The organism is Bradyrhizobium sp. SHOUNA76 (assembly GCF_023006445.1).
Taxonomy (GTDB): domain Bacteria; phylum Pseudomonadota; class Alphaproteobacteria; order Rhizobiales; family Xanthobacteraceae; genus Bradyrhizobium.
Window position 1 is genome coordinate 1 of the sequence record NZ_JALBHA010000152.1, and the last position, 12,067, is coordinate 12,067.

The following is a 12,067-nucleotide window of genomic DNA, read 5'->3' on the forward strand; positions in this document are numbered from 1 at the left end:
GACCATGCCGCACAAGCGCAACCCGGTCGCCGCTGCCAGTGCGCTGGGCGCCGCTACAATGGCGCCGCAGCTTGCCGCGACGATTTTTGCTGCTCAAGTGCAGGACCACGAGCGCAGCGCCGGCCCCTGGCACGCAGAATGGCCGACGCTGCCGCAATTGATGCTGGTCACCTCGGGGGCGCTTGCCGCCGTCGTCGACATCGCCGAAGGACTCGATGTCGATGCCGCGCGCATGCGCAGCAATCTCGAGGCGACGCATGGGCTGATCATGGCGGAAGCGGTCACCTTTGCGCTGGCCGACAAGATCGGCAAGAGCGATGCGCATCACCTGATCGAGGCCGCCAGCAAGCGCGCGGTCGCCGAGAAGAAGCATCTGCGCGAGGTGCTGTCAGCCGATTCGCAGGTCGCCGCGCATCTCGCACCGGAAAAAATTGCGGCATTGTTCGAGCCGATGGCCTATCAAGGTGCGTCGCAGGCGCTGATCGACCGCCTGCTCGACAGCCTCGAGCGTGAATAAAACGGAGACGCCATCATGCCCATGATCGATGCCGACGGTTGCCTGCTCAACGTCTCCGTCGAGGGCCGCGACGGCGGGCCGACCTTGATGCTGTCCAATTCGCTCGGCTGCACGCTGCAGATGTGGGAGCCGCAGATGAAGGCGCTGACGCAGGTGTTCCGCGTCATCCGCTACGACCGCCGCGGCCACGGCAAGTCCAACGTTCCGCCCGGCCCCTACACGATGGAGCGCTTCGGCCGCGACGTGCTCGCGATCCTCGACGACCTCAACATCGAGAAGGTGCATTGGTGCGGCCTGTCGATGGGCGGTATGGTCGGGCAATGGCTGGGCGCCAACGCACCGGAACGCTTCGGCAAGCTGATTCTCGCCAACACCTCCTGCTATTATGCCGAGCCGACCAAATGGCTGGAGCGCATCGACGCGGTGAAGAAAGGCGGCATCGCGGCAGTTGCGGATGCCGTGATCGCAGGCTGGCTGACGCAGGACTTCCGCGAGCGCGAGCCTGAGATCGCCGCGAGGATGAAGTCGATGCTGCTCGCCTCCCCGGTCGAAGGTTATCTCGCCTGCTGCGAGGCGCTGTCGACGCTCGATCAGCGCGAACTGCTTGCCAAGATCAAGAGTCCGACGCTGGTGATCGCTGGCCGCCACGACATGGCGACGCCGATCTCGGCGGGAGAGTTGATACGCTCGAACATTCCCGGCGCCAGCATGACCATCATCGACGCGGCGCACATTTCCAACGTAGAGCAGCCGCATGCGTTTACGGATGCGGTGGTGGGATTCCTGACGCAGCGCTGATCTCACAACGCGTCATTGCGAGCGCAGCGAAGCAATCCAGAAATCCTACCGCGGCGACAGTCTGGATTGCTTCTCTGCGCTCGCAATGACGAGAGGAGGATAGAATGGACGACCAGAAGCGCCGCGATGCCGGCATGAGCGTGCGCCGAAAGGTGCTGGGCAATGCCTGGGTCGACAAGTCGATTACCAACCGCAATGCCTTCAACACCGACTTCCAGGACCTGATTACGCGCTACGCCTGGGGCGAAATCTGGACGCGGCCGCATTTCGACGAGCGCACGCGGCGCGTGCTGGTGATCGGCACCATGGTCGCGCTCGGGCAATGGGACGAATTCCGCCTGCACGTGCGCGCGGCGCTCGCCGAGGGCGGCTTCACCCCCGACGACATCAAGGAAGTCCTGCTGCAGCAGGCGATCTATTGCGGCGTGCCGGCCGCGAACCACGCCGTGAAGGAGGCCTCAGCGATTGTGCAGGAGCTCGGCCTGCTCAAGACCTAGCGGCTGAAGACTCGGCGGCGCGACGTTCTCGACGATCTTCGGCGCAGGCTCGGGCCGTTCGATCACCACCACGATGGCAGCGCCGAGCAAGAGCAGCAGCTCGGTGGCATGGAGCCGGAGCGCGGCCATCTCGCCGACCTTCGAAGCCATCACCATGCTGGCAAACGAGATCAGGCTGCCGATCGCGAGCGCAATGCCGAGCGCCTCGTCGCTGCCGCCGCCCTTGCGGGCGCGGGGGATGCACAGAAGCACGAGGTAGATCGCAAAGAACGCCACCACGGTCATCCGGCCCAGCGCCAACAGCCAGGCGGCCCGCACCGTGCTCATCCCTGCCATCTCGAGATGGTCGCTGAGGAAAAGCGCAACTGCGACGCTCGGGCGCTCAAAGAGGCCGTGCACCGGCGCGACCATGATGTTGAAGGCAACGAGGCTCCAGGCCGGGATGAAATAGGCCGCCAGCAGCGCGCCGTTGACTGAGCCGATCCGCCAATTCCCGAACATGCCGCTTCCCACTTGATTTGCCGAAGACCTTCGACGGAAGGCAGCGGCTTTACGGGAGCTAACTCGCATCAGACTGTGGCGGCAATTTAAACCCTTTGTTTACCTTAATTGCCCGGCTGAGCCCCAAAAAAAGACCCCGCCTCTCGGCGGGGCCCTCTTCACCCTCTTTATGCTTGGGCTCCCAGATTACTTGTCCTGCTGACCACCCTGCTGCTGGCCGGGGCGATCGCCCTGACGCATCGGATCGTCCTGCTGCTGCTGTCCAGGTTTCTGACCGCCACCCTGCTGCTGGCCCGGCTGTTGACCTGGGCGCTGCTGGCCGGGGTTCTGACTCTGCTGACCCGGATTCTGGTTCTGCTGCTTCGTCATTCGGGGAACTCCATTGTTGGACGTCAGAGGCGAGATAACGGCCGCCATCCATTTTGGTTGCCCGCGGAACCCGGTTCCTCGCAGTTGCGGAACCCCAAGGCCAAATGACCTCTGTACAAGACCTTCTGGCGCAGTGTGACCAGTTGCAGCCGCCAGTTCCCTCCTGTTACAAAACCGGAAGAATGCCTAAGGGCTGCCGGGGCCCAAGAAAACCACACTCCAACCCACTCTCCTCAGAGCTCCCTTTGAGCCCGCGTCAGGTTTGGTACGGCAGCCCATGGATTATTTCACCCAGCAGCTCATCAACGGCCTCGTCCTGGGCTCGATCTACGGCCTGATCGCCATCGGCTACACGATGGTCTACGGCATCGTCGGCATGATCAACTTCGCCCATGGCGACGTCTTCATGATCGGCGGCTTCATTGCCCTGATCACCTTCCTGATCCTGATCTCGTTCGGGCTGACCGCGATCCCGCTGATCCTGCTGGTCGTGCTGCTGGTCTCGATGGCGATCACGGCGCTCTATGGCTGGACCATCGAGCGCATCGCCTACCGGCCGCTGCGCCATTCCTTTCGCCTCGCCCCGATGCTGTCGGCGATCGGCATGTCCTTCGTTCTGACCAACTATTCGCAGGTGGCGCAGGGCGCCCGCGTCAAGCCGATCCCGCCCTTCATCACCGGCGGCTACACCCTGCATGAGAGCACGGATGGCTTCGTGATCCAGCTCTCCAACATCCAGATCATGGTGGTCGTCACCACCGTCGTGCTGCTGGCGCTCTTCACCTGGCTGGTGTCGCGCACCCGGCTCGGGCGCGACATGCGCGCCTGCGAGCAGGACCAGACCATGGCGGCGCTGCTCGGCGTCGACGTCGACCGCACCATCTCCATGACCTTCGTGATCGGCGCCGCGCTCGCCGCGGTCGCCGGCCTGATGTACCTGCTTTACTACGGGACGGTCGATTTCTTCATGGGCTTCGTCGCCGGCATCAAGGCGTTCACCGCGGCCGTGCTCGGCGGCATCGGCTCGCTGCCGGGCGCCATGCTCGGCGGCCTTGCGATCGGCCTGATCGAGACGTTCTGGTCGGCCTATTTCTCGGTCGGGTACAAGGACGTCGCGGCGTTCTCGATCCTGATCGTCGTGCTGATCTTCATGCCGACCGGCCTGCTCGGTCGTCCCGAAGTCGAAAAAGTCTGACGGGACGCGCGCGTGACAGCTCCCTCGCCCATGACGGCCAAACCTGCAACGGGCATCCCCTCCATCCTGAAGACGGCTTTCATCAACGCGCTGGTCGCGCTGGTGCTGTTCTCGTTGATGGTCGGCATCCGCACCGAGGCGGGCTCTTCCGGCCAGCTCACCTATTGGACGCGCTTCGGCGAACTTGCCTCCCTCGTCGGTGCGGTATTCGGCGGCTCGATCGTGATCGAGCTGTTGCGGCAATGGATCGGCCCCTCCGGTGCCGAGAATCTGGTGCCGCCGGCGATGAAGAGCGGCATGACGTTCATCGGCCGCTACCTCGCGCCGGCGCTTCTGATCTTCACGCTCCTGGTGCCGGTGATCTTCTATAACCAGCGCTACATCCTCGACCTCGCGATCCTCGTGCTCACCTATGTCATGCTGGGCTGGGGACTGAACGTCGTGGTCGGGCTCGCCGGCCTGCTCGATCTCGGCTACGTCGCTTTCTATGCGGTCGGCGCCTATTCCTACGGACTGCTTGCAACCAATTTCGGCTGGTCGTTCTGGATCTGCCTGCCGCTCGCCGGCATCCTCGCAGCGTTCTGGGGCGTGCTTCTCGGCTTTCCCGTGCTACGCCTGCGCGGCGACTATCTTGCCATCGTGACGCTCGCCTTCGGCGAGATCATCCGCCTCGTCATCATCAACTGGCAGGATCTCACCGGCGGGCCCAACGGCGTCTCCGGCATTCCCCGCCCCACCTTCTTCGGCATCCCACTCGACAACAGCGATGACGGGCTCGCCGCCAAGCTCGGCATCGAATATTCGCCGACGCACCGTATCGTCTTCCTGTTCTATCTGATCCTGGCACTTGCGCTGCTCACCAACTGGGCGACAATCCGCCTGCGCCGCTTGCCGATCGGGCGGGCCTGGGAAGCCTTGCGCGAGGACGAGGTCGCCTGCCGCGCGCTCGGCATCAACACCACCACCACCAAGCTCACGGCGTTCGCGACGGGGGCGATGTTCGGCGGCTTTGCCGGCGCGTTCTTCGCCACCCGCCAAGGCTTCATCAGCCCGGAATCCTTCACCTTCCAGGAATCGGCGCTGGTGCTCGCCATCGTCGTCCTCGGCGGCATGGGCTCGCAGCTCGGCGTCGCGCTGGCCGCGCTCGCCATGATCGGCGGTTTCGAACTGTTCCGCAGCCTCGAAACCTATCGCATGCTGGTATTCGGCATGGCCATGGTGCTGATCATGATCTGGCGGCCGCGCGGCCTGATCGGCCATCGCGCGCCCACCGTGTATCTGACCAAGGCGAAAGCGATCTCCTCCGACCTCGTCAAAGAAGGGCACGGATGAGCGGCGACAAGATTCTTAGCGTCGACCGGCTCGCCATGCGCTTCGGCGGCATCGTTGCCGTGCAGGACCTTTCTTTCGCCGCCGAGCGGAAGAAGATCACCGCGCTGATCGGACCGAACGGCGCCGGCAAGACCACGGTGTTCAACTGCATCACCGGCTTCTACAAACCGAGCGGCGGCGCCATCCGCCTCACCCATGACGACGGCAGGACGATCGCGCTGGAGCGGCTGAACGATTTTCGCATCGCCAAGCAAGCCAAGGTGGCCCGCACCTTCCAGAACATTCGGCTGTTTCCCGGCATGACCGCGCTGGAAAACCTGATGGTGGCGCAGCACAACGCGCTGATGCGCGCCTCCGGCTTCACTTTCCTCGGCCTCATCGGCGCGCCCGGCTATCGCGATGCCGAGAAGCGCGCGATTGATCTCGCCACCGACTGGCTCAAGCGGGTCAACCTGCTCGACCGCGCCGACGATGCCGCCGGCAATTTCGCCTATGGCGATCAGCGCCGGCTCGAGATCGCGCGCGCCATGTGCACCGAGCCCGCCCTGTTATGCCTGGACGAGCCCGCCGCCGGCCTCAATGCGCGCGAGAGCGCGGCCTTGAGCGCGCTTCTGCTCTCGATCAGAGACGAGCTCGGTACCTCGATCCTCCTGATCGAGCACGACATGTCGGTGGTGATGGAAATCTCCGACCACATCGTGGTGATGGACCATGGCGTCAAGATCGCGGAAGGCACGCCGCGCGAGGTCCGCGACGATCCCAAGGTGATCGCCGCCTATCTCGGCGCCGACGAGGAAGAGGCGGCAGCCGTGATGGAGGGCGGCTCGTGACGCCGGCGCCCTCCCCTCTGCTCGCGATCCGGGGCTTGCGCGCCGCCTACGGCAAGATCGAGGCGCTGAAGGGCGTCGACGTCGAGATCAATGCCGGCGAGATCGTCGCGCTGATCGGCGCCAACGGCGCCGGCAAGTCGACGCTGATGATGACGATCTTCGGCAAGCCGCGCGCCCGCGCCGGCCAGATCCTGTATGAAGGCCGCGACATCACCGACGTCCCCACCCACGAGATCGCGCATTTGCGCATCGCGCAATCGCCCGAGGGCCGCCGCATCTTCCCGCGCATGAGCGTGGCGGAAAACCTCCAGATGGGGGCGGATGCCACCGAATGCACCGAGGCCGAACGCGAGGCGACGCTCCAACGCGTCTTCACGCTGTTTCCGCGCCTGAAGGAACGCTACGCCCAGCGCGGCGGAACCCTGTCCGGCGGCGAGCAGCAGATGCTGGCGATCGGCCGCGCCTTGATGAGCCGCCCCCGCCTGCTCCTGCTCGACGAGCCCTCGCTTGGCCTGGCGCCGCTGATCGCGCGTCAGATTTTCGATGCGATCCGCACGCTGAACCGGCAGGACGGCCTGACCGTCCTGATCGTCGAGCAGAACGCCAACCACGCCCTCAAGCTTGCCCATCGCGGCTATGTCATGGTCAACGGCCTGATCACGCTGGCCGGCACCGGCGCCGAATTGTTGCAGCGCCCCGAGATTCGCGCCGCCTACCTGGAAGGCGGCCGGCACGGCTGACCGAGCCGCAAGCCCGCCCCGCGTGCGGCCGAATGTGGCGAGATATCTGCGCCAATGCCCGTATTTTGCCGGTGACTTCTCCTCGAATTCATTCAAGAATGGCGCCGGTTTGGACCGGGCATGCCCGGCAACTTCCACAGGCGACCACCCGCGAGGTATCTCATGAAATCACTGAAGCTCATCGGTCTGGCATTCGGCGCATCGCTCGCGCTGTCGAGCGCGGCATTCGCGCAGGATGTCACCGTCGCAGTCGCAGGCCCGATGACCGGCGGCGAGTCCGCCTTCGGCCGCCAGATGAAGAACGGCGCCGAAATGGCCGTGGCCGATATCAATGCCGCCGGCGGCGTCAACGGCAAGAAGCTCGCGCTGTCCGTCGAGGACGACGCTTGCGACCCGAAACAAGCGCGCTCGATCGCCGAAAAGATCGCCGGCGCGAAGATCCCCTTCGTCGCCGGGCATTATTGCTCGTCGTCGTCGATTCCGGCCTCGGAAGCCTATGCCGACGGCAACGTGCTCCAGATCACGCCGGCCTCGACCAACCCGCTGTTCACCGAGCGCAAGCTCTGGAACGTGGCGCGCGTCTGCGGCCGTGACGATCAGCAGGGCCTGATCGCGGCGCAGTACATCGCCAAGAACTACAAGGGTAAGAACATCGCGATCCTCAACGACAAGACCACCTACGGCAAGGGTCTGGCCGACGAGACCAAGAAGGCGCTCAACAAGGCCGGCGTCACCGAGAAGATGTACGAGTCCTACAACAAGGGCGACAAGGACTTCAACGCGATCGTCTCGCGTCTGAAGCGCGACAACATCGACCTCGTCTATGTCGGCGGTTACCATCAGGAGAGCGGCCTGATCCTGCGTCAGATGCGCGACCAGGGCCTCAAGACCGTGCTGATGGCCGGCGACGCGCTCGCCGACAAGGAGTACGCCTCCATCACCGGCCCGGCTGGCGAAGGCACGTTGTTCACCTTCGGCCCCGATCCGCGCAACAAGCCGACCGCGAAGAAGATCGTCGAGGCTTTCAAGGCCAAGAACATCGACCCCGAGGGCTACACCCTCTACACCTATGCGGCGATGCAGGTGTGGTCGCAGGCGGCCAAGAAGGCCGGCTCCACCGACGCCAAGAAGGTCATGGAAGCGATCAAGGCCGGTAAGTGGGACACCGTGATCGGCCCGATCGAGTATGACGCCAAGGGCGATATCAAGCAGCTCGACTACGTCGTCTACAAATGGGATGCCAAAGGCGGCTACTCCGAGATCAAGGGCAACGGCACCTGAGCGCGCCTGCCGGGCCTGAAGGCTGCCATCCAATCATCACCACGCCCCGGCTTGCCCGGGGCGTTTCTTTTTGCGGGAGGGTCAGACGGCTGCAGGCAGTTCGCCGCCGGCCGCGGCCTGGGCTTTCCGCAGCGCTTGCAGGAGGTCGTTCGGCCGAAACGGCTTTTGCAGGCAGACCACGTTGGCGAGGTGTGGCGCCTGGTCCATGAAATCCAGCGTCGTCATCCCGGACACCGCCACGACCGGCAGCCCCGGCACACGTTCGCGCAGGGTCGCGATGACGTCGACGCCGCTGGTGTCGCCAAGGAAAATATCGACGATCGCCGCATCAAAGGGGCTTTCCGTGAAGGTTTTCAGCCCGGCCGCGCCGCTTTCGGCCTCGGCAACCTCGTATTGGTTGACCCGAAGCACGATCGCGACCATCGCGCGCACGGCCTTCTGGTCGTCGATGATGAGAACGCGAGGCATGGGAACAACTCCCGCAGATCGATCAATTCGTGTGATTCAAACCTGGAACCCGCCGCGGCGGGAGGGCATTATGACACCGCCCCAGTAAAGCGCATCTTACCCGGTCCCTACTCCGCGTTCTCACCAAAATTAAGTAAGCTGTAACCTTCGGTTGAGTCGTCGCTGCAACGGTTCACGACACGCGCCCGCAACGGGCTACCGTGGAGGTCGGAAGGTCAAGTCTGCCGGATCTTGGAACTTCGGGATGCTCAAAACGGGTTTGCAAGAGATGAACGCGCCTACGATCGACCGAAGCACATTTCTTTCAACGCTGCCGGCCACGTCAGCCGACCGGACCGCGGCATTGTGGATCGTCGGCGTCTCCTCGATCCTGTTCGCACTGGCCGTTCCGTTCGCAGGTATCCCGCTGCCGCCGGTCCCCGCCTTCGTCGCGAGCTATCAATCCGCCCTGGCCGTGAGCGACATCATCACGGCAGTGTTGCTGCTGTCGCAGTTTTCGGTGCTGCGGACCCGCGCACTGCTGTGGCTGTCGACGGGCTACCTGTTCACCGCCGCGGCAGCGCTGGTTCATGCCCTCACCTTCCCCGGCCTGTTCACACCGACCGGGCTGTTCGGCGCCGGCAGCCAGACCACCGTCTGGCTCTATATGATCTGGCACGGCGGCTTCCCGCTGTTCGTGCTGGGCTATGCCTGGCTGAAGGAAAAGGACGGCGGCCCCAGGATCCGGGGCGCAACAAGCAGCCCGATCTACGCCATCGTGCTCGGCGTCGTCGCGACCATGGCCGCCTTCACCTGGATTGTCACCGTCCAGCACGATCTGTTGCCGGTCCTGCTCCGCGACGGCCGTTACACACCGACCATGATCGGGGTCGTATCCTTCGTGTGGTCACTGAGCTTCGCTGCGCTCGTTTCGCTGTGGTTCCGCCGCCCGCATTCGGTGATCGACATCTGGCTCATGGTGGTGATGTGCGCATGGCTGTTCGACATCGCGCTGTCTGCAATCGTCAACGTCGCGCGCTTCGATCTCGGTTTCTACGCCGGCCGTCTCTATGGCCTCTGCGCGTCGAGCTTCGTGCTCGCGGTGCTGCTGATCGAGAACGTCCGCCTTCAGGCCCGGACGGTGGGCCTCGTCGGCAGGCTGCGCGAGCAATCGGCGTCGGATCGCGACTTCTACGGCAAGCGCCTCGCGCTGTACGGCGCCGTCGTCGAATCCTCCAACGACGCCATCATCACGAAGACGCTCGACGGCATCATCACCGGGTGGAACAAGGCCGCCGAGCACTTGTTCGGCTATTCCGCCACGGAGGCCGTCGGCAGGTCGATCGACATTATCGTGCCCACGGAGCGAAAGGGCGAAGTCCGGAGTATCCTCAACCGGATCGCCGACAACGAGACGATTGCGCAGCACGAGACGGTGCGGATTCGCAAGGACGGCCGCGCGCTCGACGTTGTCCTGAATGTTTCGCCATTGAGGTCGGACAACGGAGAGATCATCGGCGCTTCCAAGATCGCCCATGACATCACCGAGGAGAAGCAGGCGCAGGAGAAGCTTCGCCGCGAGATCGAGGAACGCCAGCGCATCTTCGAGACGTCGCAGGATCTGATCCTGGTCACTGACGGCTTCGGCAATTTCATCCAGGTCAGCCCGAGCGTGAAGGACATCCTCGGCTTCAGCCCGGAAGACATGATCGGGCACAGTGCGACCGAGTTCATCCACCCAGACGACCTCGACAAGACGCGGGAGGAGATGCGCGCGGCGCGGCGCGGCGCGGTCAAGCGCAGCTTCGAGGCTCGCTATTATCACTACGACGGTCACGAGGTCACGCTGAACTGGATGGGCACTTGGTCCGAGCCGGTGAAGCGCCATTTCTTCATCGGCCGAGATCTGACGGAGAAGCAGGCCGCCGAAGCCCAGTTCCGGCAGGTCCAGAAGATGGACTCCATCGGCCAGTTGACCGGCGGCGTCGCCCACGACTTCAACAACGTGCTGACCGTCATCACCGGCACGATCGGCATTCTCAGCGACGCCGTCGCCGACCGGCCCGAGCTTGCCGCCATCACCAAGCTGATCGACGACGCCGCCGAACGCGGCGCGCAGCTGACCAAGCATCTGCTCGCCTTCGCCCGCAAGCAGCCGCTGCAGCCGCGCGAGATCGACGTCAACGCGCTGGCGCTCGAAGCCGCCAAGCTGCTGCACCCGACGCTGGGCGAGCAGATCACGATCATGCCGCAGCTTACCGAGGACGCCTGGCCGACGCTGGTCGACCCTGGCCAGCTCTCCACCGCGATCCTCAATCTCGCATTGAACGCGCGCGATGCCATGCCCGACGGCGGCACCCTGGTGCTGGAGACCCGCAACATCTTCCTCGACGACGGCTATGCCAGCATGAACCCCGACGTCGTCGCCGGCAATTACGTGATGATTGCCGTCAGCGACACCGGCAGCGGAATTCCGCCGGACCTGATCGACCGGGTCTTCGACCCGTTCTTCACCACCAAGGAGGTCGGCAAGGGCACCGGCCTCGGCTTGAGCATGGTGTTCGGTTTCGTCAAGCAGTCGGGCGGCCACATCAAGATCTACAGCGAGGTAGGCCACGGCACGAGCGTGAAGATCTACCTGCCGCGCTCGACCGGGGTGCAGGAGACCGATTTCGAGGTGCTCCAGAACGCGCCCATCACCGGCGGCAACGAGAGGATCCTGATCGTCGAGGATGACGCGCTGGTGCGGCAATATGTTGTGACGCAGGTCAAGAGCCTCGGCTATACCGCGCTCGAGGCCGCCAACGGCGCGGATGCCCTCACCATCATCGACAGCGACAAGGCCATCGACCTGCTCTTCACCGACATCATCATGCCGGGCAACATGAATGGCCGCCAGCTTGCCGACGAAGCGGTCCGGCGCCGCCCCGACCTCAAGACGCTGTTCACCTCGGGCTACACCGAAAATGCCATCGTCCATCATGGCCGGCTCGATTCCGGCGTGTTGCTGCTGGCCAAGCCCTACCGCAAGTCCGAGCTCGCCAAGATGCTCAGAACGGCGCTGGCCAGTTGAGCCCGCGACCTCTCTGCGCTATCGCAGAGGCGAACTCCTTCGAGCTCGCGAGGCCAGTTTGAACAACCTCCTCACCGATATCGCCGGCGTCCGCGTCGGTCATGCCGAGGATGCCAAAGTCGCCTCCGGCACGACCGCGATCATCTTCGATTCCCCGGCGGTCGCGGCCATCGATGTTCGCGGCGGCGGCCCGGGCACGCGCGAGGTCTCGCTGCTCGACGTCGCCAATACGGTCGAGCGGATCGACGCGATCGCACTCTCCGGCGGCTCCGCCTTCGGTCTCGATGCCGGTGGCGGCGTACAGGCTTGGCTCGCCGAACAGGGCCGCGGTTTCAGGGTAAGGGAGGCTGTGATCCCCGTCGTCCCCGGCGCGATCGTGTTCGACCTGCTCAACGGCGGCGATAAGGCCTGGGGCCGCTTTTCGCCCTATCGCGACCTCGGCTACGCCGCTGCGGCTTCCGCCGGCGCCGACTTCGCGCTCGGCAGC

General features: G+C 64.4%; 12 protein-coding genes and 1 pseudogene. 10 read left to right on the forward strand and 3 right to left on the reverse strand.

Annotated elements, in window-relative coordinates; translation table 11 throughout:
* The 3 genes and pseudogenes from MOV74_RS17635 to MOV74_RS17645 all read left to right on the forward strand — a co-directional run.
* Window positions 1-517, forward strand: a pseudogene (locus MOV74_RS17635) (3-carboxy-cis,cis-muconate cycloisomerase); the annotation flags it as partial.
* A gap of 15 nt (window positions 518-532) precedes the next feature.
* Window positions 533-1,315: a 3-oxoadipate enol-lactonase gene (pcaD, locus tag MOV74_RS17640; RefSeq protein WP_246924928.1), complete on the forward strand. Its 783-nt coding sequence runs from the start codon at window positions 533-535 to the stop codon at window positions 1,313-1,315.
* A 104-nt stretch (window positions 1,316-1,419) separates the two neighbouring features.
* A complete protein-coding gene (locus MOV74_RS17645) occupies window positions 1,420-1,812 on the forward strand; it encodes a carboxymuconolactone decarboxylase family protein (RefSeq protein WP_246924931.1) in 393 nt (130 codons plus the stop codon).
* Here the strand turns inward: MOV74_RS17645 and MOV74_RS17650 are convergent.
* A complete protein-coding gene (locus MOV74_RS17650; protein ID WP_246924934.1) occupies window positions 1,774-2,313 on the reverse strand; it encodes a hypothetical protein in 540 nt (179 codons plus the stop codon). The two genes, MOV74_RS17645 and MOV74_RS17650, sit on opposite strands and share 39 nt — an antisense overlap.
* A 186-nt stretch (window positions 2,314-2,499) precedes the next feature.
* Window positions 2,500-2,682 carry a hypothetical protein gene (locus tag MOV74_RS17655; protein WP_246924936.1) on the reverse strand — a complete coding sequence of 61 codons (183 nt, stop codon included), beginning with the start codon at window positions 2,680-2,682 and terminating at the stop codon, window positions 2,500-2,502.
* A 277-nt stretch (window positions 2,683-2,959) separates the two neighbouring features.
* On the opposite strand from MOV74_RS17655, the gene MOV74_RS17660 reads away from it, so the two are divergent.
* From MOV74_RS17660 to MOV74_RS17680, 5 genes are all read left to right on the forward strand, one after another.
* On the forward strand, window positions 2,960-3,877 hold the full coding sequence (locus tag MOV74_RS17660; RefSeq protein WP_246924939.1) for an ABC transporter permease subunit: 918 nt from the start codon (window positions 2,960-2,962) through the stop codon (window positions 3,875-3,877).
* Between the two features lie 30 nt (window positions 3,878-3,907).
* Window positions 3,908-5,209, forward strand: coding sequence for a high-affinity branched-chain amino acid ABC transporter permease LivM (gene livM / locus MOV74_RS17665; protein ID WP_246924961.1), 1,302 nt, complete (start codon window positions 3,908-3,910; stop codon window positions 5,207-5,209).
* Entirely contained in the window at window positions 5,206-6,039 is an 834-nt protein-coding gene (locus MOV74_RS17670) for an ABC transporter ATP-binding protein (RefSeq protein WP_246924942.1), read from the forward strand. The genes livM and MOV74_RS17670 overlap by 4 nt, the downstream gene beginning before the upstream one ends.
* On the forward strand, window positions 6,036-6,779 hold the full coding sequence (locus MOV74_RS17675) for an ABC transporter ATP-binding protein (RefSeq protein ID WP_246924945.1): 744 nt from the start codon (window positions 6,036-6,038) through the stop codon (window positions 6,777-6,779). The genes MOV74_RS17670 and MOV74_RS17675 overlap by 4 nt, the downstream gene beginning before the upstream one ends.
* Window positions 6,780-6,941: 162 nt before the next feature.
* Window positions 6,942-8,060 (forward strand): branched-chain amino acid ABC transporter substrate-binding protein, encoded by a 1,119-nt coding sequence (locus MOV74_RS17680; RefSeq protein WP_246924948.1) that lies wholly within the window; start codon window positions 6,942-6,944, stop codon window positions 8,058-8,060.
* Between the two features lie 81 nt (window positions 8,061-8,141).
* Here MOV74_RS17680 and MOV74_RS17685 read toward each other — a convergent pair whose 3' ends face one another.
* Window positions 8,142-8,528: a response regulator gene (locus MOV74_RS17685; RefSeq protein WP_246924951.1), complete on the reverse strand. Its 387-nt coding sequence runs from the start codon at window positions 8,526-8,528 to the stop codon at window positions 8,142-8,144.
* 244 nt (window positions 8,529-8,772) lie between these two features.
* Here MOV74_RS17685 and MOV74_RS17690 point away from each other — a divergent pair, with 244 nt between their 5' ends.
* Entirely contained in the window at window positions 8,773-11,580 is a 2,808-nt protein-coding gene (locus MOV74_RS17690; protein WP_246924955.1) for a PAS domain S-box protein, read from the forward strand.
* A 58-nt stretch (window positions 11,581-11,638) separates the two neighbouring features.
* A partial coding sequence (locus MOV74_RS17695; protein ID WP_246924958.1) for a P1 family peptidase occupies window positions 11,639-12,067 on the forward strand: 429 nt, incomplete at its 3' end.

What these genes read in the sequence shown, in the direction of transcription:
- pcaD (WP_246924928.1), top strand. Translation starts at nt 533, where the DNA reads ATGCCCATGATCGATGCCGACGGTTGCCTGCTCAACGTCTCCGTCGAG.
- MOV74_RS17645 (WP_246924931.1), top strand. Translation starts at nt 1,420, where the DNA reads ATGGACGACCAGAAGCGCCGCGATGCCGGCATGAGCGTGCGCCGAAAG.
- MOV74_RS17650 (WP_246924934.1), bottom strand. Translation starts at nt 2,313, where the DNA reads ATGTTCGGGAATTGGCGGATCGGCTCAGTCAACGGCGCGCTGCTGGCG.
- MOV74_RS17655 (WP_246924936.1), bottom strand. Translation starts at nt 2,682, where the DNA reads ATGACGAAGCAGCAGAACCAGAATCCGGGTCAGCAGAGTCAGAACCCC.
- MOV74_RS17660 (WP_246924939.1), top strand. Translation starts at nt 2,960, where the DNA reads ATGGATTATTTCACCCAGCAGCTCATCAACGGCCTCGTCCTGGGCTCG.
- livM (WP_246924961.1), top strand. Translation starts at nt 3,908, where the DNA reads ATGACGGCCAAACCTGCAACGGGCATCCCCTCCATCCTGAAGACGGCT.
- MOV74_RS17670 (WP_246924942.1), top strand. Translation starts at nt 5,206, where the DNA reads ATGAGCGGCGACAAGATTCTTAGCGTCGACCGGCTCGCCATGCGCTTC.
- MOV74_RS17680 (WP_246924948.1), top strand. Translation starts at nt 6,942, where the DNA reads ATGAAATCACTGAAGCTCATCGGTCTGGCATTCGGCGCATCGCTCGCG.
- MOV74_RS17685 (WP_246924951.1), bottom strand. Translation starts at nt 8,528, where the DNA reads ATGCCTCGCGTTCTCATCATCGACGACCAGAAGGCCGTGCGCGCGATG.
- MOV74_RS17690 (WP_246924955.1), top strand. Translation starts at nt 8,773, where the DNA reads ATGCTCAAAACGGGTTTGCAAGAGATGAACGCGCCTACGATCGACCGA.